Genomic DNA, 20,109 nt, shown 5'->3' on the forward strand with positions numbered 1-20,109 from the left:
GATCACAGGCCGGCACCCGCGGCCGCGTCGTTCAGCGCCGCCAGTCCGGCGGCGTCGCCCTGCAAGGCCGCGCGTCCCCGGTCCAGCATGGCCACGGCCTTGTCCATCTGCCCGGTGACGGTCAGCGCGCTGACCAGACGGCCCCATTCCGCGCCCGTGCCGCCCGTGGTGGTCAGCCGCTCCTCGAGCTGGCGGACCATGCCGGCGATCATCTGCTCGCGTTCCTCGGCGGTCATGTCCTCGGCGGCTGCGATGGCCGCAGCATCGGGGCCGGGCGTCGCCTGCGCGCCGTCGGGCGAAGGGGGCTGGTAATCGGCATGGCCCGCCAGCCAGGCCAGGTCGGGGATCATCTGGCGGATGGGGGCGATCCACGGCGCGTCCTCGGGGCCGCGTTCCAGAAGGCCGCGCCACACCGGGAACGCCAGATCGGGCCTGTCGGTCTGCGCCAGCATCAGCCCGCGCATGTAAAGCGCCTGCCCGTTCTGCGGGTCCATCGCCAGCGCCCGGTCCAGTTCCGCCTCGGCCTCGGGGGTGACGAGGCCGCCGGCGGCCTCGACCATCAGCGCGGCCAGCCGGGCGTGGTCCATCGCGCCCGCGCGGTCGCCCAGGGCGGCGACCAGTTGCGCCTGCGCGGTCCGCGCCGCGACCAGGTTGCCCAGCCGCAGTTCGTGTTCGGCCAGCAGCGCCAGCCCCTGCGGATCGTCGGGGTGCCGGGCCACGGCCTGGCGCAACTTGTCGATCAGCTCGACATAGGCCGGGTCGGGCGTGGGCACGGCCCGCGGCGCGGCGGTGGTTTCCGCCTGCGCCTGCGCGGGACGGTCCTGATAGCGCGCGTCGGCGGCGGCGATCCGCGCCGCCAGCGGCGCGTCGGGCAGGCGCGGGGCGCCCAGTTTCCAGTAAAGCCCGCCCGCCGCGGCGACCAGCACGACCAGCAGAAGGGTGGCAAGCGCACCGCGCGACGCGACCGCCCCGCCGGACGCCTGCCCCGCCAGAGCGCGGTCGGCCTCCAGCACCTTGCGCCCGATCTCGGTGCGCAGGCGGTCGGCCTCGTCCGCGGTCAGGACGCCGCGGGACAGGTCGCGGTCCACCTCGCGCAGCTGGTCGCGATAGACGCGCAGGTCATAGGCGGCCGCCGGTTCCGCCGCCGCCGCCGCGCCCGGACGCAGAAAGGGCAGCAGCATGGCCACCGCCACCAGCACCGTCATCGCCGCAGCCATCATCCAGAACATCGCAGCCCCCAGTTCATCGGTCGGGGGACAGATAGGCAGTTTCGCGCCCCGGTGAAAGCGCGAGGACGCCGCAGGCAAACCGGGACCGCACGCCGGCGCGCGGCCGCCCCCTGTCGCGCCTGTCCGGCGCCGGTTGTCGCACTGGAACCATGCCGCTGTCGCAGAACGTCTTGCAGCGGCACCGATGCCTGCGCCAAGGTCGGCCCGCATCCTCAGCCCCAAGGTCCGCGATGTCCGTCCCGCCCCCCGCCGCAAACGCGACCCCCGCCCCGAACGCGACGCTCGCGCGCAAGTCGGGGCGCTATTCCGTCTTTGCCATCGCGCGCCAGGCGATGCGCCTGCACAGCGGCTGGGGCCGCGCCTGGGCCAACCCGGAACCGCGCAGGCGCTATCAGGTCGTCGTCGTGGGCGCGGGCGGGCACGGGCTGGCGACCGCCTATTACCTGGGCAAGAACCACGGCATCCGGGACGTGGCGATCATCGAAAAGGGCTGGCTGGGCGGCGGCAACACCGGGCGCAACACCACGATCATCCGGTCGAACTATCTGCAGGATCCGTCGGCCGCGATCTATGACAAGGCGCTGAAGCTGTATGAGACGCTGAGCCAGGATCTGAACTATAACGTCATGTTCAGCCCGCGCGGGCTGATCATGCTGGCGCAGACCGAACACGAGGTCCGCGGATACCGGCGGACCGTGCATGCCAACCACCTGCAGGGGGTGGCGACGCGCTGGATCGACCCGGCCGAGGTCAGGCGGCTGGTGCCGATCATCAATATCGCCGGGCCGCGCTATCCGGTGCTGGGCGGGCTTTACCAGGAACGCGGCGGCACCGCGCGCCACGACGCGGTCGCCTGGGGTTATGCCCGCGCCTGTTCCGACATGGGCATGCACATCATCCAGAACTGCGAGGTTACGGGCATCGACACCGCGAACGGTCGTGTCCGCGCGGTGGAGACCGCGCGCGGCCGGATCGAATGCGACAGGCTGGCGCTGGTCGTCGCCGGCCATTCCAGCGCGCTGGCCGCGATGGCCGGGTTTCGCCTGCCCATCGAATCGGTCGCCCTGCAGGCGCTGGTCAGCGAGCCGATCAAGCCCTGCATGGACGTGGTCGTGATGGCCAACACCGTCCACGGCTATCTGTCGCAGTCCGACAAGGGCGAGATGGTGATCGGCGGCGGCACCGACGGGTTCAACAACTATACCCAGCGCGGATCGTGGCACCACGTCGAGGAGACGGTGCGCGCGCTGATCGAGACCTTTCCGATGCTGTCGCGGCTGAAGATGCTGCGCCAGTGGGGCGGCATCGTGGACATGACGGGCGACCGCTCGCCCATCCTGTCGGCGACGCCGGTGGGGGGAATCTTCGTCAACTGCGGCTGGGGCACCGGCGGGTTCAAGGCCATTCCGGGATCGGGATGGGCGATGGCCGAACTGGTCGCCGGGGGAACGCCGGGGCCGCTGGCCGCCCCCTTCGGGATCGAACGGTTCGCCGAGGGCCGGTTCATCGACGAAAGCGTGGCGGCGGGGGTTGCCCATTGACCGTGCTTGTCTTTTCCGCCGCCGGGCATCATTCCTGCGCCGTTCCTTCAAGCATGGAGTGCCGCATATGGCGACCAACGACAAATCGAGTTCAGGGCTGTGGTTCCTTATCGGGGCGGTCATCGTCGCGGTGGCGGCGATCATCTGGTATCTCGGCGCGGGCGGCGATGTCGCCGCGACCGCGCCCGCGGGCGACACCACCAGCGTCACCGTCACGGCGCCTGCGGCAGACACAGCCGCTGACAGCGCGCCCGCCGCAACCGACGCCCCCGCTGGCGGCGCGACGGCCACCAGCACCACCACGACGACCACGACGGCTCCGTCGAACTGACGGACCGGGCCGCCGGGGCCCGGCCCCGGCGGTCACGCACGCGCTGCGGCGCGCCGCGTTCACGGCCGCGCCCCATGCGGCGGCGCGCCGCAGGTCGGGAACCCGGCCCGGCCCTGGCCCGTTCTGCAAGCGCCCCCAGCAGGAGTTCTTGCCATGCGTGACCCCCAACAGCGCGACACCCGCACCGGACCGGCCGCGGACAGCGGCCGGCGTGAAGTCGGCATCCTGCCGCTGGTCATCGGGGCGGTGGTGGTCATCCTTCTGGTGCTGTGGTTCGCGCTTGGCGCCGACGTGCCCGACCCGGTTCCGCTGCCCGACAGCCCCGCCGCCCACGGCACCGCAGGCCAGCCGGCCGGCACGACCGGCGCCGCCGCCGAACCCGGCGCACCCGTCGGCAGTCAGGCGCCTGCGGGCACCGAGGCCGTCCAGCCCAACCCCGACCTCGCGCCCGGCACCGGCGTCGACACGACCCGCGGCAGCAACTGACCGCGCGACCCGGCCGCCCCCGGCAGCACGGCCCTGCCTGCCCTGCGCGACGTCCGCGCGGGGCTTTTCCCGTTCCGCTGACCCCACCGCAAGGACCGGCATCCCATGCTGACCCTGACCTGCCCCTATTGCGGCATCGCCGCCGAGGAAACCGAGCTGCACGCGGGGGGCGAATCGCATCTGAAGCGTTTCGGCCCCGGATCGTCGGACCCCGAGTTCGAGGCCTATCTGTTCGCCCGCAAGAACCCCAAGGGCGTCCATTTCGAACGCTGGCGGCATCTTTACGGCTGCGGCAAGTGGTTCCTGGCGGCCCGCGACACCGCGACGCTGCAGGTGTTCGGCACCTATCGCGCGCAGACACCCGTGCCCCCGCCCGAAATCGTGGCCGCCATCCAGGCCGCCCGGCCGGGCTGGCAGCCGGACTGGGACAGCAATCCGCGCGCGGCCGACGACGGCGACAGCGCGCCGGGCCTTGGTGACGATCCCGCCCCGAACCCCACGCCTTCACGGGACAGCTTTGCATGACCAGCCGGACCGGACCCTTCCGCCTGCCCACCGGCGGCCGCCTGATCGACCGCGCTCAGCCTCGCGGCTTTCGCTTTGACGGCCGGCAGCTGACCGGGCTGGCGGGTGACACGCTCGCCTCGGCGCTGCTGGCGAACGGGCAGCTGATGATGGGCCGCAGCTTCAAGTATCACCGCCCGCGCGGCCCCGTCGCGTCGGGCGCCGAGGAGCCGAACGCGCTGCTGGGGCTGGGCCAGGGCGGCCGGTTCGAGCCGAACCAGAGGGCGACGACCACGCCCCTGGTCGCGGGCATGGTCACGACCAGCCAGAACGCCTGGCCCAGCCTGAACCGCGACATCGGCGCGGTGAACGACTGGATGTGGCGGTTCCTTCCGGCCGGGTTCTATTACAAGACCTTCATTCACCCCCGCGCGGCGTGGAAACACCTGTTCGAGCCGGTGATCCGCCGCGCCGCGGGCCTTGGCCGGGCGCCGGAACTGCCCGATCCCGACCGTTACGAACAGGCCTATGACTTTGCCGATGTGGTCGTGGTCGGCGGCGGAATCGCAGGACTGGCGGCGGCCGAGGGCGCGGCGGCGGCGGGCGGCCGGGTGATCGTGCTGGAGCAGAACGGCCACTGGGGCGGGCGCACGCCGGTCGATCACGGAGACGGGCAGGGGCGCGTCGATGCGGCGCTGGCGCGGCTGCGCGCGATGCCCAACGTCACGCTGCGCCGCAACACGATGGCGACCGGACTTTACGATCACGGCTATCTGCTGGCGCGCGAGGCGCTGGCCGACCACGACCCGAACGCGGGCCTGCCGCGTCAGCGGCTGTGGCGCATCCGCGCGGGCCGCGTCGTCACCGCGACCGGCGCGCTGGAACGGCCGCTGAGCTTTGCCGGAAACGACGTGCCCGGCGTGATGCTGGCCTCGGCGGTGCGCGACTATCTCGTGGACTACGGCGTCGCGGTGGGCCGCCGGGTGGCCATCGTCACCAACAACGACGACGCCTATCGCACCGCGCTGGCGGCGCTGGACGCGGGGCTTGCCGTGCCGATCGTCATCGACGCGCGCCCCGTTGCCGACGGGCCGCTGGCGCAGGCGGTGCGCGCGCGGGGCGTCCGCGTCGCCACCGGATCGGCCATCGCCAAGGTGCTGGGCAAGAAGGCCGTGAACGGGCTGAAGCTGTGCGACCACGCGGGCGAAGGCGATCCGCTGGGCGTCGTCGATTGCGACGTGATCGCCATGTCCGGCGGCTGGTCGCCCGTGGTTCACCTGTGGAGCCATTGCGGCGGCAAGCTGAACTGGGACGAGGCGCAGGCGATGTTCGCCCCCGACCCGAACCGCCCGCCGACCGGCGCCGACGGCAAGGGCAACGTCACGGCGGCGGGGGCGGCCTCGGGCGATCTGGCGGTCGCCGAGCTGACGGGGGCCGCCCCGGAAAGCCCGATCCTGCCGGTCTGGGTCATGCCCCGGAACGCCACCCGCGCGGCGCGCTTCAAGATGTGGCTGGACTATCAGAACGACGTCAAGGTCAGCGACGTGGAACTGGCCGGGCGCGAGGGTTACGCCAGTGTCGAGCATGCCAAGCGATACACCACGCTGGGCATGGCGACGGATCAGGGCAAGATCAGCAACATCAACGGTCTGGCTGTGCTTTCCGATACTCTGGGTCAGCCGATCCAGGCGACCGGCACGACCACCTTCCGCCCGCCCTATACGCCCCTGACCCTTGGCGCCATCGCCGCCGAGGCGCGGGGCGAGGTGTTCCAGCCCCTGCGCAAGACGCCGATGCACGGCTGGCACGAACGCCACGGCGCGCATTGGGAACCGGTCGGGCTGTGGCGCAGGCCCTATTGCTATCCGCGAGGCGCCGAGACGCCGCACGACGCGGTCGCGCGCGAGATCCTGGCCGTCCGCGGCGGGGTCGGCACGCTGGATGCCTCGACGCTGGGGAAAATCCTTGTGAAAGGGCCGGATGCGGGCCGTTTCCTTGACATGATCTATACCGGGATGATGTCGTCGCTGCCGGTCGGCAAGTGCCGCTATGGCCTTGTCTGTTCGGAAAACGGCTTTCTCGTCGACGACGGCGTGGCGGCGCGGCTGTCGCATGACAGCTGGCTGGTCCACACCACCACCGGCGGGGCCGACCGCATCCACGGCCACATGGAGGACTGGCTGCAGTGCGAGTGGTGGGACTGGAAGGTCCATACCGCCAACCTGACCGAGCAGTTCGCCCAGATCGCCGTGGTCGGCCCCAAGGCCCGCATGGTGCTGGACAAGCTGGGCGGCATGGATCTGTCGGCCGCGGCGCTGCCCTTCATGGGCTGGGCCGAGGGCGTGCTGGCGGGCATCCCCGTCCGCGTCTATCGCATCAGCTTTTCGGGCGAGCTGTCCTTCGAGATCGCCGCCCCCGCCCGCCGGGGGCTGGAACTGTGGCAGGCGATCCATGATGCGGGGGCCGAGTTCGGCATCACCCCCTATGGCACCGAGGCGATGCACGTCATGCGCGCGGAAAAGGGTTTCATCATGATCGGGGACGAAACCGACGGCACGGTGATCCCGCAGGATCTGGGCATGTCGTGGGCGATCAGCAAGAAAAAGCCCGACTATATCGGCAAGCGCGCGCAGGAACGCAGCCACATGGCCAGCCCCGACCGCTGGCGGCTGGTCGGGCTGGAAAGCCTCGACGGCCGGGTGCTGCCGGATGGCGCCTATGCGGTGGCCGACGGGGTGAACCCGAACGGGCAGCGCAACACGCAGGGGCGGGTGACGTCCACCTATTTCTCGCCCACGCTGAACCGGCCCATCGCGATGGGGCTGGTCCATCGCGGCCCCGAGCGGATGGGCGAGGAGCTGGAGTTCCCCGTTCCCGGTGGGGCCAGCCACCGCGCGCGGATCGTCGATCCGGTGTTCTTCGACAAGGAAGGGACCAAGGCCAATGTCTGACCTGTCGCCTGTGATCGGGATGACCCCGCTGGCCAGCGTCACCGAGGTTTCGGGGCTGGGGATGGTCGCGGTCCGCGCCGACCTCATGCGCGCGGGCGACGCCATCGCGCATGCGGCGGGGCTGTCCATCCCCGCGCCGAACCGCTTTGTCACCGACGGGCGGCGCTGGCTGGGCTGGATGTCGCCAGACGAGCTGTTGCTGATCCTGCCGCAGGGCGAGGTCGCGGACGCGCTGGCGGCGCTGACCGACGCGCTGGCGGGCGAACACGCGCTGGTGGCGGACGTCAGCGACATGCGCTGCGTCTTTGACGTGGGCGGCCGCAAGCCCGCGCAGGCGCTGGCCAAGCTGTGCCCGGTCGATTTCGCCGCGCTGCCCGACGACGGCCTGCGCCGGACGCGGGCCGCGCAGGTCGCCTTCGCGGTGTGGCGGCAGGGCGGGGGCTGGCGGATCATCGCGTTCCGCGCCGTGACCGATTACCTGCGCGGCGTCCTGACGGCGGCGGCGGCGCCGGGCACGGACCTCGACCCGCGCTGATGGCGCGGGGGCGGGCGCGTCACGCGTCCGCCCGCGCCCCGCTGCGCCGCCATGTCGCGGCGGAATAGATCGCCAGCGCCGCCCAGATGATCGGAAAGGCGACGCCGTGCCAGAAGGTGAACGGCTCGCCCAGCAGCGCGACGGCGCAAAGCAGCTGCAGCGTCGGGTTCAGATAGCCGAGCAGACCCACCGTCGCCAGGTTCGCCCGTTGCGCGCCCAGGGCGAACAGCATCAGCGGGACCGCCGTCATCGGCCCCGACAGGATCAGCAGCAGCGTCACCCAGGCATCGTCCCCGAAACGCCCGTTGCCCGCCCATTTGGGCAGCCAGCCCGCGTGCAGCGCCACCAGCCACGCCAGCGCCACGGGCGACAGCACCGCCACCTCGGCCGTGACGGACAGCACCGGGTCCAGCGGCAGCGCCTTTTTCACCACGCCATAGACGCCCATGCTGACTGCCAGCACCAGGCTGATCCACGGCGCGGCGCCCAGTCCCCAGGTCAGCAGCGCCACCCCCAGCGCGGCCATGCCGACGGCCAGCCGCTGCCCGCCGTTCAGCCGCTCGCCGAACAGGACGATACCCAGGACCACCGCCACCAGCGGAAAGACGTAATAACCCAGCGAGCTTTCCATCACATGGCCGTTCTGCACCGCCCAGATGAACATGCCCCAGTTGGCCGAGATCGCCACCGCCGCCAGCGCGATCCGCCCCAGATGGCGCGACGCCAGCGCCCGGGGCAGGGCCGCCAGCCGTCCCTGCGCCGCCAGCACCAGGCCGAACAGGACCAGCGACCACAGCGTGCGATGGGCCAGCACCTCGGCCGCGGGCACGCCGGACATGGCGCGGTAGAAGACGGGCGAAAAGCCCCACAGCACATAGGTGCCCAGCAGGGGCCACAGGCCGCTTGTCCGATTGGTCATCCGCGCGTCCCCTCTGCGCCCGCCCCGGGTGTGGCGCTTGCCGCGCCCGCCCGCAAGGGCCGCCCGCGCAGGTCAGCCCTGCGGCGGGATCAGGTCGATCACCGTGATGTGGGCGAGCATGCCAAGCACCCCGGTCGACACGATCAGGCCGCGCCCGCCCGCAAGGGCTGTCCGCGCAGGTCAGCCCTGCGGCGGGATCAGGTCGATCACCGTGATTTCCGGCACCATGCCCACGCGCATCGGCAGGACCGAACAGCCGACGCCGCCCGACACGATCAGGCTACGCCCACCCTCGTCATAGCGGCCCCAGCTGTAGGTCTCGTTCTCGGACGCCATGATCAGGGGCGATCCGCCGAACAGCCGGATCTGGCCGCCGTGGGTGTGGCCCGACACCTGCACGGCGATGTCGCGCCCGGCCGCGTCGCACAGCTCGTCCAGGCGGGGGAAGATGTCGGGTTCATGCGCCAGCAGGACGATGGGCGCGTCGTCGTCGGTGACGCAGGCAAGCGCGGTTTCCAGATCGTCCATCCCCTCGCCGTCCGGGCCTTCGTCGAAGGGGCGCTGGTCGCCGATGCCGGCCAGCCAGAACCCGTCCGCGCCCCCCAGCCGAACGGCCTTGTTGTCCAGCACCGGGATGCCGTGACGTTCCAGCACGCATTCCGCCTCGACCGGGCCGCAGCGGTCGGTCTGGGCGCGCACGTCCTGCCACCAGTCGTGGTTGCCCACGACGGCAAAGGTGCCCAGCGGCGCGGTGAAATCGCGCAAGACCGCCACGATCTCGTCCTTGGCGGTGAAACCGCAGGTGAACGGATGGGCGGCGGAATAGTCGCCCAGCAGGATCGCCACGTCGGGTTTCAGCGCGTTCGCCCGCGCGACGATCCGCGACACGCGGCCCCGGCCCAGATGCGGCGCGCCCGCATGCAGGTCGGCGATGACCACCAGCCGCACCGGCGCGTGCCCGCGCCAGCGTTCCGGCGACAGCGTCCAGCGCACGACGCGCAGCCGCATCGCCGGTTCCCACCACAGCGCATAGCCAAGGGCGGCGGCCGCCCCCAGCCGTGCGACCAGCCCCAGCGGGCCTGGCCCGCGCCGCGCCGTGCGCCTGTGTCGCGTCATTCCTGCGCCATCCTGCCTTCCGTCTGCTGCACGCAAACGCCCGCCCCTGAACGGGACGGGCGCGGATCTGTCCTGCCGCCAGTCGCGGCCCGCCTTACATGCGGCCGGCGACGTTTTCCCAGTTCACCAGATTGTCCAGGAAGTTCTTGAGGTAGTCCGGCCGCTTGTTGCGGAAGTCGATGTAATAGGAATGTTCCCACACATCGCAGCCCAGCAGCGCCACCTGGCCCTTGCACAGCGGGTTCACCCCGTTTTCGGTCTTGGTGATCTCAAGCCCGCCCTGGGCGTTGCGCACCAGCCACGCCCAGCCCGAGCCGAACTGGCCGACGCCCGCCTCGGTGAACTTTTTCTTGAAGTCGTCGACCGAGCCGAAGCTGTCCTTGATCGCCGATTCCAGGTTGCCCGGCATGGCGCCGCGGTTCGGCCCCATCATCTCCCAGAACTGGGTGTGGTTCCAGTGCTGGCTGGCGTTGTTGAAGATGCCGTTCTGGGCGACCGCGCCGTCCTGATAGGTGCCCTTGACGATCTCTTCGAGGCTGGCGCCTTCCCACTGGGTGCCGGCAATCAGCTCGTTCAGCTTGTCCACATACGCCTTGTGGTGCTTGTCGTGGTGGTATTCCAGCGTCTCGGCGGACATGCCGGCCGACGCCAGCGCGTCGTGGGAATAGGGCAGGTCGGGCAGGGTGAAAGCCATTTCGGTATCCTCGGCAAGGGGTTGCGGCCATGATATCAGCACGGCTTGGCCGGCAAGGCCAGCCCGCCGGCGTCGGCATTGCAACGCCGGGGACGGGGGGCGGTTCCCGCCGGAGGCGGCGCAGGGACCAGCGGGGGGCGCGGCATCCGCATTGGCAAGCGCCGCCCTGCGCGTATAGAAGGGCGCGAGGGACAGGCAGGACGCACGATGACCAACCAGAACGACAGATTCATCGACGAGGTCACCGAGGATCTGCGCCGCGACAGGCTGTTCCTGATGATGCGCCGCTATGGCTGGATCGTCGTGCTGGCGATCCTGCTGGTCGTCGCGGGCACGGCGTGGCGCGAGTGGACGCAGTCGCGCGACACCCGGCAGGCGCGCGCCTTCGGGGACAGCATCCTGGCGGCCGAGGGGGCGGGCGGCGATCCGGCCGCCGACGCCGCGGCGCTGGCCGCCGTGCCCGCCGCCCGCCCCGGCCAGGCCGCGCTGCGCGACCTGCTGGCGGGCGGCGCGTGGGCGCAGGCGGGCGACGACGCCAAGGCCGCCGCCGCCTATGACGCGGCCGCCGCGGCGCTGCCCGACGATGTGGTCATGCGCGACCTGGCGCGGCTGAAATCGGTGCTGGCGCAAGGGCCTGCGATGGACCCCGCCGCCCGCGACGCCGCCCTGACCGGCTTGTCCGCCCCCGGCGCGCCGTTCGAGATGATCGCGCTGGAGCTGAAGGCCATCGCGCTGGTCGGCGCGGGCCGCGACGAGGACGCGATCACCCTGATCCGCCAGATCCAGCAAAAGGACGGGCTGAGCGAACAGATGCGCCGCCGCCTGTCGGAACTGATGATCACGCTTGGCGTGGACCCCGAACCGGCCGAGGCGGCGCAGGCCCCTGGCGCGGCCGCCCCGATGCCCGCCCTGAACTGACCCTTTCGGCGCGGGCGGGCGCGTCGGCCCCCCGCTGCGCCACGATCAAGCCGACCCCCGCGACCCCAGCCCGAGGCCCCCGATGTCCCGATCCCCCGCCGTTCGCCGCCCCCCAGCCCTGCGTCTTGGCGCGCGGGGGCTGTTGCCGCTGGCGGTGCTGGTCGCCCTGTCGGCCTGCGCCGAACGCGAGGTGGTGCTGCCGGGCACCCGGATCAGCCCGCGCGACGTCGTCTCGCCCGAAGGACCGGCGATCGTGCAGGGGGGCGGCGTCACCTCGACGGCGCTGTCGCTGGCCGCGCCCCGGTCCTTTGAATGGCCGCAGCGCGCGGGCAACGCCCAGCACCTGATCGGCCACGCCGCGCTGTCCGGCGGCACGACGCGGATCTGGTCGGCGGCGATCGGCCAGCCCTCGGGCAAGCGCCACCGCATCACCGCCGATCCGGTGGTGGCGGGCGGGCGCGTGTTCACGCTGGACAGCCTGGCCCGCGTCACCGCGACCGCGCTGTCGGGCGGCACGGCATGGTCCGCGAACCTGGTGCCCGCGACGGAACGCGGCGACAGCGCGTCGGGCGGCGGGCTGGCTTACGACGGCGGGCGGGTGTTCGCGACGACCGGCTATGGCGAGCTGGTGGCGTTGGACGCGGCCAGCGGCGGCGTCATCTGGCGCCAGCGCGTCGATTCCCCCATCGGCGGCGCGCCCACCGTCACGGGCGGCACCGTCTATGTCACCGCGCGGAACGGCACCGGCTGGGCCGTGCGCGCCAGCGACGGCAAGGTGCTGTGGACCGCGGCCGGCATCCCCAGCCAGTCCGGCGTCAGCGGCGTCGCGGCGCCCGCGGTGGACGGCGACCTGGCCATCTTTCCCTTTGCATCGGGCCAGCTGCTGGCCGTGGACGCCGCCACCGGCGAGACGCGCTGGTCCGCGCAGGTCGCCGGATCGCGCGTCGGCCGCGCCATCGCCTTCATCCGCGACCTGACCGGAGAGCCGGTGATCGCCGGCAACGTGGTGCTGGCGGGCTCGTCCTCGGGGCGCATCAACGCCTTTGACCGCGCCACCGGGGCCGAGCTGTGGTCCGACCGCGACGGGGCGAACAGCCCCGTCCTGCTGGCCGGGGGGTCGGTCTTTGCGATCAACGACCAGGCGCAGCTGGTCCGGCTGGACGCCGCCACGGGCGGGCGCATCTTTGCCATCGACCTGCCCTATTTCACCACCAACCGCGTCAAGCGGCAGGAGGATGTCTTTGCCCATTACGGGCCCGTGCTGGCCGGCGGCCGGCTGTTCGTCGCCTCGTCCGACGGGTATCTGCGCGCCTTCGACCCGCGGTCGGGCGCGCTGGTCGGGCAGGCCGCCATTCCCGGGGGGGCTGCGACCGCGCCCGTGGTGTCGGGCGGCACGCTTTACGTCACCGGGCGCGACGGGCGTCTGCACGCCTATCGCTAGGAAACCGCAGTGACCTTTACCCTTGCCATCGTCGGGCGGCCCAATGTCGGCAAGTCCACCCTGTTCAACCGCCTTGTCGGCAAGCGGCTGGCGCTGGTCGATGACCAGCCCGGCGTCACCCGCGACCTGCGCGAGGGGGACGCCCGGCTGGGCGACCTGCGGTTCATCGTGATCGACTCGGCCGGGCTTGAGATGGTCGAGGACGACAGCCTGCAGGGCCGGATGCGCCGCCTGACCGAGCGCGCCGTGGACGAGGCCGACATCTGCCTGTTCGTCATCGACGCCCGCGTCGGCGTGACCGCGGCCGACGAGTATTTCGCCGACATCCTGCGCAAGCGCGCGCGCCACGTCGTGCTGGCCGCCAACAAGGCCGAGGGCCGCGTGGGCGAGGCGGGCGCGACCGAGGGCTGGGCGCTGGGTCTGGGCGAGCCGCTGCGGATTTCCGCCGAACACGGCGAGGGGATGGAGGATCTGTATCGCGCGCTGCTGCCGCTGTCCGAGATCGTCGAATCCGACCGCCCGACCCCCATCGCGCCCCAGACCGACGTCGCCCTGACCGACGAGCAGGCGGAGACCGGCGCGGGGGCCGAGGACTGGCGCCCCAGCGCGCAGCGCCCGCTGCAACTGGCGGTGATCGGGCGGCCGAACGCCGGGAAATCGACGCTGATCAACAAGATCATCGGCGAGGACCGCCTGCTGACCGGTCCGGAAGCCGGGATCACCCGCGATTCGATCAGCGTGCAGGCGGATTTCATGGGCACGCCCATGCGCATCTTCGACACCGCCGGGATGCGGAAAAAGGCGCGGATCAGCGACAAGGTTGAAAAGCTGTCGGTGGCCGACGGCCTGCGCGCCGTCCGCTTTGCCGAGGTCGTGGTCGTGCTGCTGGACGTGGGGATCCCGTTCGAGCAGCAGGATCTGCGCATCGCCGATTTCGCCGAGACCGAGGGGCGGGCCGTCGTCGTCGCCGCGAACAAGTGGGATCTTGAGGACGACAAGCCCCACAAGCTGAACGAGCTGCGCGAGGCGTTCGAGCGGCTGCTGCCGCAGCTGAAGGGCGCGCCGCTGGTCACCGTGTCGGCGCGGACCGGCAAGGGGCTGGACCGGCTGCACAACGCCATCCTCAAGGCGCACGAGGTCTGGAACCGCCGCATCGGCACGGCGCGGCTGAACCAGTGGCTGATCGCCATGACCGAGGCGCATCCGCCGCCCGCGCCGGGCGGCCGCCGCATCCGGCTGCGCTATATGACGCAGGTCAAGACCCGGCCGCCTGCCTTTGTGGTCATGGCGACGCATGTGGACCAGATCCCGGAAAGCTATCGCCGCTATCTGGTGAACGGGTTGCGGGCCGATTTCGACATGCCGGGCACGCCGATCCGCATCACCTTCCGCGATCAGGGCGACAAGAACCCCTACAAGGACCGGTCGAACAAGCGCCAGACCGGCGCGCTGGCCAAGCACAAGGACCGCCAGCGGCCCAAGGAGGCCTGAGGCCGCCCCCGCGGGGCGGGGCGCATCCGAGGGGGCGGGCGCGTGCGCAGACCGCAAAAGGCGGGCGGCGTGGCGGCCGCGTCCCCGCAAGGCAGCGTTTCAACCCGCCGACGCCCGGCGACGCGCGGCGGATCGGCAGCGCCCATGAGCATGCTGCCGACCGCCAGCGGCCCTGCGCGGTGCGGGGCGGACCATGCTGCCGACCGCCGGTGCCCCAGCGCGGCTCGGGAACACCATGCTTCCGACAGTCAGCGCCCATGAGCGGCCCGGGGCGGATCATACTGCCAAGGCAGCGCCCCAGCGCCACCCGGGGCGGTCCATGCTGCCGACCGGCCGCGTCCCGGCGCAGGCCCGCGGCGGTCTGTGCTGCCGACCGGCCGCGCCCATGAGCGGCCCGGGGCCGCTCAGCGGCGCCCCAGCGCGGCCCGGTCCGCTCAGGCCACCGCCAGCCGCCGGAACTCGCGTTTCAGCAGGTCCAGTTCCGCCCGCAGCAGGTCGATCTCGGCGCGCAGATCCTCGTCCAGCGCCACGCCCGCGATGACGGGCAGCGCGGCAAGGCGGATCGCGCCGGGGCGCGGCCCCTCGTCGGCGTGGCCATCGTCCGCGATCAGCAGATAGGTCTGCGCGCCCTGCGCCAGCGATCCGGCCGGCAGCGCGGCGGACACGCGAAAGCGCCCGTCGCCATCGGGGATCACCGCCGCCTCGGCCAGCGTGCGGCCATGCAGCACCAGCGCGACCCGTCCAGGGCGGTCGGCGTCGGTCAGCACCCCTTCCCACACGCCGGATTTCAGACCAAGCGAGGTGAAGTCGCCGCGCATCGCGTGTCCTTTCAGATTTCGGCGCGCAGGTGGCGCGACAGGAACAGGTCGCGCAGCACCACCGCATTCATCTGCGGCGTCTCGAAGATCAGGTCCAGCCAGACCTTGTGCAGCCGCTTTTCGTTCATTTCCAGGTAATACAGGTCGAACTCGATCACGGTGCCCTGCGCGGGGCCGGCGGTCAGGTCGCCCAGATGGCGCAGCAACTCGTCGGTGTTGGGACCGTGGCCGACGTTCAGCCGGGCATAGATGCTCATCGGGCGCTCGACGCTCAGCGTGGGGGCCAGGCGGATGATGTGGCTGCGCGACAGCCCGTCCAGCGCCGCCTGCGGCAGATCGACCGAGATAGACAGGAAGCTGCCGGTAAAGCCCATCGTTTCCAGCCGCAGCCCGAAGGGCGACAGATCGTCGGCCTCGCGGTTGACGGACTGGCGCAGGATCAGCGCCCGGTTGGGGCAATCGTGCCAGACCGCCGCCTCGTCGCCCAGCCGCGTGCCGTCGCGGGGCGCGGCGTGGCCGGACGGCGAAAGGCGCGCCGACAGGAACGTGGGCCGCCAGTGCCAGTCGGTGCCGGCGGGCAGGCCGGGCACGTCCGCGCCGACGCGGGGGATGCGGTCGAGCCGGGCACGGGCGCGGGCAAGAAAGCGGTCCAGGTCCAGCCGCAGGGCGCGCGCCTCATCCGACAGGCGGCGCAGGCGCGAGGACGGCAGATCGGTCCCGGCTTCGGCCAGCGCCGTCCACTGACGGGCCGCGCGGGCGCGGCCCTGACGTCTTGCCCAACCGCGCAGGTCGCCCGCCATCGGCTGTCCTCACTGATCCATGTAGACGTGGGATTCGACCTTGGCGCCCGGATGGGTCACGGCGCCGTGGCGGGCCGAACCGACCAGCCGGGCGTATTTCCACAGCGCCCCGGCGTTATAGTCGGTCTGCCGCGGCCCGGCCCATTCGGCCTTGCGCTGCGCCAGTTCCGCGTCGGTCAGGGCTACGGACAGGTCGCCGGTCAGGGCGTTCAGGGTGATCATGTCGCCGTTGCGGATCAGCGCGATGGGGCCGCCATGCGCCGCCTCGGGGCCGACATGGCCCACGCAGAACCCGCGTGTCGCGCCCGAAAAGCGGCCGTCGGTGATCAGCGCGACCTTTTTGCCCATGCCCTGGCCCGACAGCGCGGCGGTCGTGGCCAGCATCTCGCGCATGCCCGGCCCGCCCGCCGGGCCCTCGTTGCGGATGACGAAAACGCAGCCTTCGGCATAGCTGCGGGACTGGACGGCCTCGAACGCGTCCTCCTCGCATTCAAAGACCAGCGCGGGGCCGGTGAAGACTTGATCGGCCTCGCTCATCCCCGCGACCTTGACGATCGCGCCCTCGGGGGCAAGGTTGCCGCGCAGGCCGACGACGCCGCCGGTTTTCGTCAGGGGCGTGGCGACCGGGTGGATGACCTTTCCGTCCGGTTCGCCGCGGATTTCCTCCAGCTCCTCGCCCAGGGACCGGCCCGATGCGGTGATGCAGTCGAGATGCAGCAGCCCGGCCTTGGCCAGTTCCTTCATCACGACGGGGATGCCGCCGACCTCGAACAGGTCTTTGGCGACATATTCGCCGCCCGGGCGCAGGTTCACGAAATAGGGCGTGTCGTGGAAGATGTCGCAGACGTCGAACAGGTCGAAGTCGATCCCCGCCTCATGCGCGATGGCGGGCAGGTGCAGGCCGCCGTTGGTGGACCCGCCGGTGCAGGCCACGACGCGGGCGGCGTTTTCCAGCGACTTGCGGGTGACGATGTCGCGGGCGCGGATGTTCTTTTCGATCAGGTTCATCACCGCCACGCCCGAAGCGTCGCAGAACTGGTCGCGGGATTCGTAAGGGGCGGGCGCACCCGAGGAGTTCAGCAGCGCCAGCCCGATCGCCTCGGACACGCAGGCCATCGTGTTCGCCGTGTATTGCGCCCCGCAGGCGCCCGAGGACGGGCAGGCCACGCGCTCCATGATGTCCAGTTCCGCGTCCGAGATCAGCCCGGCCGCGTGCTTGCCCGCCGCCTCGAACATGTCCTGCACCGTGATGTCGCGGCCCTGATAGCGGCCGGGCAGGATCGAGCCGCCGTAGATGAACACGCTGGGCACGTTCAGCCGCACCATCGCCATCATCATCCCCGGCAGGGATTTGTCGCAGCCCGCCAGCCCCACCAGCGCGTCATAGCAATGCCCGCGCATGGTCAGTTCCACCGTGTCCGCGATGGCGTCGCGCGAGGCCAGCGACGACCGCATCCCCTCGTGCCCCATCGCGATGCCGTCGGTGACGGTGATGGTGGTGAACTCGCGGGGCGTGCCGCCGCCCTTCTTGACGCCCATCTTGACGACCTGCGCCTGGCGGTTCAGCGAGATGTTGCAGGGCGCGGCCTCGTTCCAGCAGGTGGCGACGCCGACCAGGGGCTGGTGGATCTCTTCCTCGGACAGGCCCATCGCATAGAGATAGCTGCGATGCGCGGCGCGCGCCGGCCCCTCGGTCACGTGGCGACTGGGCAGTTTCGACTTGTCGAAGCGCGTGTTGTGCATGGCTATCCCCCTTGGCTTGGCACGGGAATAGTCGCGCGGGCGCAGGGGGGCAAGGGCGGGATGGCCGGGGCGCGCGCCCGGCCTCACAACAGGGGCGAGGCCAGCGCCAGCAGGTTGTTGCGCAGCCGCCGCCACGGCGTCCAGCGCCTGATGGCCGCCAGCCGCAGGGGTCTGGCGCGCGCGACATAGCTTTGCTGGCGCCGGTCCAGTTCCGCCGTGGTGGCCTGATCCACGATCATCAGGTTCATCTCATAGTTCAGCTCAAAGCTGCGGCGGTCCAGGTTGGCGGACCCGACCATCGCCATGCACCCGTCCACGGTGATGATCTTGGCGTGCAGCAGGCCCGGCCCGAACAGCATCAGCCGCACGCCCGCCTGTGCCAGCCCCCAGAAAAACCCCTCGCTGGTCGCGCCGACCAGCAGCGAATCGTTGCGCGCGGGCAGGATCATCGTCACCCGCACGCCGCGCAGCGCCGCCCCCCGGATCGCCGCGTCCAGCGCCGGGACGGGGACGTAATAGGGCGTCGAGATGGTGATCGAGCGCCGCGCGCCGTGGATCATCGTCGCCATGCAGTCGGCCAGCGAGCCGCGGCGCACGTCCGGCCCGGTCGCCACGACCTGCGCGATCCCGGTCCCCGCGGGGGCGGGCGGGTCGCGGGTCAGCATCGGGCCCAGATCCTCGCCCGTCGCGCTCATCCAGTCCTGCAGGAACACGCCCTGCATCTGGTGCACGACCGGCCCCTCGACCCGCAGCATGACGTCGATCCAGGGGGCGAACCGGGGTTTGACCGCGAAGGCCGCGTCGGCGCAGTTGCGGCTGCCGGTCATGCCGATGGCGTGGTCGATCACCACGATCTTGCGGTGGTTGCGCAGGTCGATGCGCTGGATCAGCGCCTGCACCAGCGGCAGCCGGATCGCCCCCGCGCCGTGGCACAGCGCGCCGGCGCGGCGCAGCGCGGCCCAGTGCGGCGACCGCATGAAGCCGCGCGACCCCAGCGCGTCGACCAGCACCCGCACCGTGACGCCCCGCGCGGCCGCACGGGCGGCGGCTTGCGCCACGCGGACGCCGGACCGGTCGGGCAGCCAGATATAGAACAGCAGGTGGACGTGGTCGACGGCCGCGTCGATGGCCGCGACCAGCTCGTCGATGGCGCCGTCATCCTCGGGCAGCAGGTGAACCGCGTTGCCGGCCAGCGCGCGGAACCCGCCCGCGGCGCGGTTCGCGGCCAGCACCGGCTGGGCAAAGGGCGGCACCTCGGCCAGCGCCACCGCCTCGGGGCCGCGCAGGCCGGTCAGCCGCGCGCGGATGTCGGCGCGGCGCTGGCGTTCGCGGCGGTTCATGCGGATCTCGCCGAAGAACAGATAGGCCACGATGCCGACAAGGGGCAGCGACTCGATCACCAGGATCCAGGCCAGCCGGACTGACGGTTCAAGCCGGGGGCGCATCAGCACCCGGATGCCGAACCCCAGCCCCGCCACGATATGAAGCCATACGCCGATCTGCGCCCACATGGCGGCATCTGGACCGGCCAGGGCGCCGATTGCAATCAGGCCCGCCGCGGCCTATCTGACCGACGGTGCAGGAACAGCGGAAGGTTGCAGCATGAACTGGATCACCAACTATGTCCGGCCGCGCATCAACTCGTTGTTCTCGCGCCGCGAGGTGCCCGAGAACCTGTGGACCAAGTGCCCCGAATGCGGGACCATGCTGTTTCACCGCGAACTGGCCGACAACCTGAACGTCTGCACCAACTGCGATCATCACCTGGCGATCACGCCCCGCGCGCGCTTTACCGCGCTGTTCGACGGCGGCGTGTTCACCGAGGTGAAGGTGCCCGAGCCGGTGGCCGACCCGCTGGGGTTCAAGGACCAGAAGAAATACCCCGACCGGATGAAATCCGCCCAGAAATCGACCGGCGAGCGCGAAGCGATGCTGGTCGCCGAGGGCGAGATGGGCCGCACCCCCATCGTCGCCGCCGCGCAGGATTTTTCCTTCATGGCCGGGTCGATGGGGATGTATGTCGGCAACGCCATCGTCGCCGCCGCCGAGCGCGCCGTGAAGCTGAAACGCCCGCTGGTGCTGTTTTCGGCCGCCGGGGGCGCGCGGATGCAGGAAGGCATCCTGTCGCTGATGCAGATGCCGCGCACCACCGTCGCCGTGCAGATGCTGCGCGAGGCGCGGCTGCCTTATGTCGTCGTGCTGACCCATCCGACGACCGGTGGCGTCACCGCGTCCTATGCGATGCTGGGCGACGTCCAGATCGCCGAGCCGAACGCGCTGATCTGTTTCGCCGGTCCCCGCGTGATCGAGCAGACGATCCGCGAAAAGCTGCCCGAGGGGTTCCAGCGCGCCGAATACCTGCTGGAACACGGGATGCTGGACCGCGTGACGCACCGCAAGAAACTGCGCGAGGAACTGGTGACCATCCTGCGGATGCTGACGCGCCAGTCCGCGCCCATCGTGGCCGACCTGCCCGCGCCGGGCGTGATCCCGTCCGCGCTGCCCGACGCGGATGCGGCGCCCGACGACGACGCCTCGGCCGCCACCGAGGGCGCGACACCCGCGCCCGCCGCCGCCAAGGCCTGACCGCGC

18 protein-coding genes are annotated in these 20,109 nt (G+C 71.4%); 10 read left to right on the top strand and 8 right to left on the bottom strand.

All coding sequences use genetic code 11. The features are described from left to right. Window positions 1-2: 2 nt before the first annotated feature. A complete protein-coding gene (ccmI, locus tag EPA64_RS01575; RefSeq protein ID WP_167626557.1) occupies window positions 3-1,229 on the bottom strand; it encodes a c-type cytochrome biogenesis protein CcmI in 1,227 nt (408 codons plus the stop codon). A gap of 230 nt (window positions 1,230-1,459) precedes the next feature. Between ccmI and EPA64_RS01580 the strand changes: the two genes are divergently transcribed. From EPA64_RS01580 to EPA64_RS01605, 6 genes are all read left to right on the top strand, one after another. Continuing rightward, on the top strand, window positions 1,460-2,770 hold the full coding sequence (locus EPA64_RS01580; RefSeq protein WP_134724468.1) for a sarcosine oxidase subunit beta family protein: 1,311 nt from the start codon (window positions 1,460-1,462) through the stop codon (window positions 2,768-2,770). A 67-nt stretch (window positions 2,771-2,837) separates the two neighbouring features. Further along, the gene (locus EPA64_RS01585; RefSeq protein ID WP_134724469.1) at window positions 2,838-3,101 is read left to right on the top strand and encodes a hypothetical protein; all 264 of its coding nucleotides are present in this window, start codon (window positions 2,838-2,840) and stop codon (window positions 3,099-3,101) included. A gap of 153 nt (window positions 3,102-3,254) precedes the next feature. After that, a complete protein-coding gene (locus tag EPA64_RS01590; protein ID WP_134724470.1) occupies window positions 3,255-3,587 on the top strand; it encodes a hypothetical protein in 333 nt (110 codons plus the stop codon). A 105-nt stretch (window positions 3,588-3,692) separates the two neighbouring features. Next, complete coding sequence (locus EPA64_RS01595) at window positions 3,693-4,112, top strand: sarcosine oxidase subunit delta (protein ID WP_134724471.1); 420 nt, start codon at window positions 3,693-3,695, stop codon at window positions 4,110-4,112. Beyond that, entirely contained in the window at window positions 4,109-7,042 is a 2,934-nt protein-coding gene (locus tag EPA64_RS01600; RefSeq protein WP_134724472.1) for a sarcosine oxidase subunit alpha family protein, read from the top strand. The genes EPA64_RS01595 and EPA64_RS01600 overlap by 4 nt, the downstream gene beginning before the upstream one ends. Then, the gene (locus EPA64_RS01605; RefSeq protein WP_246026561.1) at window positions 7,035-7,577 is read left to right on the top strand and encodes a sarcosine oxidase subunit gamma; all 543 of its coding nucleotides are present in this window, start codon (window positions 7,035-7,037) and stop codon (window positions 7,575-7,577) included. Before EPA64_RS01600 ends, EPA64_RS01605 begins: the two co-directional genes overlap by 8 nt. A 19-nt stretch (window positions 7,578-7,596) precedes the next feature. On the opposite strand, the gene rarD is transcribed toward EPA64_RS01605, so the two are convergent. The 3 genes from rarD to EPA64_RS01620 all read right to left on the bottom strand — a co-directional run bounded on the left by rarD (window position 7,597) and on the right by EPA64_RS01620 (window position 10,306). Further along, complete coding sequence (gene rarD / locus EPA64_RS01610) at window positions 7,597-8,496, bottom strand: EamA family transporter RarD (protein WP_134724473.1); 900 nt, start codon at window positions 8,494-8,496, stop codon at window positions 7,597-7,599. A gap of 180 nt (window positions 8,497-8,676) precedes the next feature. Continuing rightward, the gene (locus EPA64_RS01615; protein ID WP_134724474.1) at window positions 8,677-9,612 is read right to left on the bottom strand and encodes a metallophosphoesterase; all 936 of its coding nucleotides are present in this window, start codon (window positions 9,610-9,612) and stop codon (window positions 8,677-8,679) included. 94 nt (window positions 9,613-9,706) lie between these two features. Beyond that, window positions 9,707-10,306 carry a superoxide dismutase gene (locus EPA64_RS01620; RefSeq protein ID WP_134724475.1) on the bottom strand — a complete coding sequence of 200 codons (600 nt, stop codon included), beginning with the start codon at window positions 10,304-10,306 and terminating at the stop codon, window positions 9,707-9,709. A gap of 207 nt (window positions 10,307-10,513) precedes the next feature. On the opposite strand from EPA64_RS01620, the gene EPA64_RS01625 reads away from it, so the two are divergent. The 3 genes from EPA64_RS01625 (at window position 10,514) to der (ending at window position 14,156) form a co-directional block, all read left to right on the top strand. Continuing rightward, window positions 10,514-11,224: a tetratricopeptide repeat protein gene (locus EPA64_RS01625; RefSeq protein WP_134724476.1), complete on the top strand. Its 711-nt coding sequence runs from the start codon at window positions 10,514-10,516 to the stop codon at window positions 11,222-11,224. An 82-nt stretch (window positions 11,225-11,306) separates the two neighbouring features. Further along, entirely contained in the window at window positions 11,307-12,665 is a 1,359-nt protein-coding gene (locus tag EPA64_RS01630) for a PQQ-like beta-propeller repeat protein (protein WP_134724477.1), read from the top strand. Between the two features lie 9 nt (window positions 12,666-12,674). Continuing rightward, window positions 12,675-14,156: a ribosome biogenesis GTPase Der gene (gene der / locus EPA64_RS01635; RefSeq protein ID WP_134724478.1), complete on the top strand. Its 1,482-nt coding sequence runs from the start codon at window positions 12,675-12,677 to the stop codon at window positions 14,154-14,156. 434 nt (window positions 14,157-14,590) lie between these two features. On the opposite strand, the gene EPA64_RS01640 is transcribed toward der, so the two are convergent. The 4 genes from EPA64_RS01640 to cls form a co-directional block, all read right to left on the bottom strand. Next, a complete protein-coding gene (locus EPA64_RS01640) occupies window positions 14,591-14,974 on the bottom strand; it encodes a hypothetical protein (protein ID WP_134724479.1) in 384 nt (127 codons plus the stop codon). An 11-nt stretch (window positions 14,975-14,985) separates the two neighbouring features. Continuing rightward, window positions 14,986-15,774, bottom strand: a complete 789-nt coding sequence (locus EPA64_RS01645; RefSeq protein ID WP_134724480.1) for a DUF6478 family protein — start codon at window positions 15,772-15,774, stop codon at window positions 14,986-14,988. 9 nt (window positions 15,775-15,783) lie between these two features. Further along, the gene (ilvD, locus tag EPA64_RS01650; protein WP_134724481.1) at window positions 15,784-17,517 is read right to left on the bottom strand and encodes a dihydroxy-acid dehydratase; all 1,734 of its coding nucleotides are present in this window, start codon (window positions 17,515-17,517) and stop codon (window positions 15,784-15,786) included. Between the two features lie 83 nt (window positions 17,518-17,600). Further along, entirely contained in the window at window positions 17,601-19,028 is a 1,428-nt protein-coding gene (gene cls / locus EPA64_RS01655) for a cardiolipin synthase (protein ID WP_134724482.1), read from the bottom strand. A gap of 91 nt (window positions 19,029-19,119) precedes the next feature. Between cls and accD the strand changes: the two genes are divergently transcribed. Beyond that, window positions 19,120-20,103, top strand: a complete 984-nt coding sequence (accD, locus tag EPA64_RS01660; RefSeq protein ID WP_134724483.1) for an acetyl-CoA carboxylase, carboxyltransferase subunit beta — start codon at window positions 19,120-19,122, stop codon at window positions 20,101-20,103. Window positions 20,104-20,109 lie beyond the last annotated feature (6 nt).

The organism is Paracoccus luteus, from assembly GCF_004522155.1.
Taxonomy (GTDB): domain Bacteria; phylum Pseudomonadota; class Alphaproteobacteria; order Rhodobacterales; family Rhodobacteraceae; genus Paracoccus; species Paracoccus luteus.

Coding starts and splice junctions, on each gene's coding strand:
- ccmI (WP_167626557.1), bottom strand. CDS start 1,229: ATGTTCTGGATGATGGCTGCGGCGATGACGGTGCTGGTGGCGGTGGCC.
- EPA64_RS01580 (WP_134724468.1), top strand. CDS start 1,460: ATGTCCGTCCCGCCCCCCGCCGCAAACGCGACCCCCGCCCCGAACGCG.
- EPA64_RS01585 (WP_134724469.1), top strand. CDS start 2,838: ATGGCGACCAACGACAAATCGAGTTCAGGGCTGTGGTTCCTTATCGGG.
- EPA64_RS01590 (WP_134724470.1), top strand. CDS start 3,255: ATGCGTGACCCCCAACAGCGCGACACCCGCACCGGACCGGCCGCGGAC.
- EPA64_RS01595 (WP_134724471.1), top strand. CDS start 3,693: ATGCTGACCCTGACCTGCCCCTATTGCGGCATCGCCGCCGAGGAAACC.
- EPA64_RS01600 (WP_134724472.1), top strand. CDS start 4,109: ATGACCAGCCGGACCGGACCCTTCCGCCTGCCCACCGGCGGCCGCCTG.
- EPA64_RS01605 (WP_246026561.1), top strand. CDS start 7,035: ATGTCTGACCTGTCGCCTGTGATCGGGATGACCCCGCTGGCCAGCGTC.
- rarD (WP_134724473.1), bottom strand. CDS start 8,496: ATGACCAATCGGACAAGCGGCCTGTGGCCCCTGCTGGGCACCTATGTG.
- EPA64_RS01615 (WP_134724474.1), bottom strand. CDS start 9,612: ATGACGCGACACAGGCGCACGGCGCGGCGCGGGCCAGGCCCGCTGGGG.
- EPA64_RS01620 (WP_134724475.1), bottom strand. CDS start 10,306: ATGGCTTTCACCCTGCCCGACCTGCCCTATTCCCACGACGCGCTGGCG.
- EPA64_RS01625 (WP_134724476.1), top strand. CDS start 10,514: ATGACCAACCAGAACGACAGATTCATCGACGAGGTCACCGAGGATCTG.
- EPA64_RS01630 (WP_134724477.1), top strand. CDS start 11,307: ATGTCCCGATCCCCCGCCGTTCGCCGCCCCCCAGCCCTGCGTCTTGGC.
- EPA64_RS01640 (WP_134724479.1), bottom strand. CDS start 14,974: ATGCGCGGCGACTTCACCTCGCTTGGTCTGAAATCCGGCGTGTGGGAA.
- EPA64_RS01645 (WP_134724480.1), bottom strand. CDS start 15,774: ATGGCGGGCGACCTGCGCGGTTGGGCAAGACGTCAGGGCCGCGCCCGC.
- ilvD (WP_134724481.1), bottom strand. CDS start 17,517: ATGCACAACACGCGCTTCGACAAGTCGAAACTGCCCAGTCGCCACGTG.
- cls (WP_134724482.1), bottom strand. CDS start 19,028: ATGTGGGCGCAGATCGGCGTATGGCTTCATATCGTGGCGGGGCTGGGG.
- accD (WP_134724483.1), top strand. CDS start 19,120: ATGAACTGGATCACCAACTATGTCCGGCCGCGCATCAACTCGTTGTTC.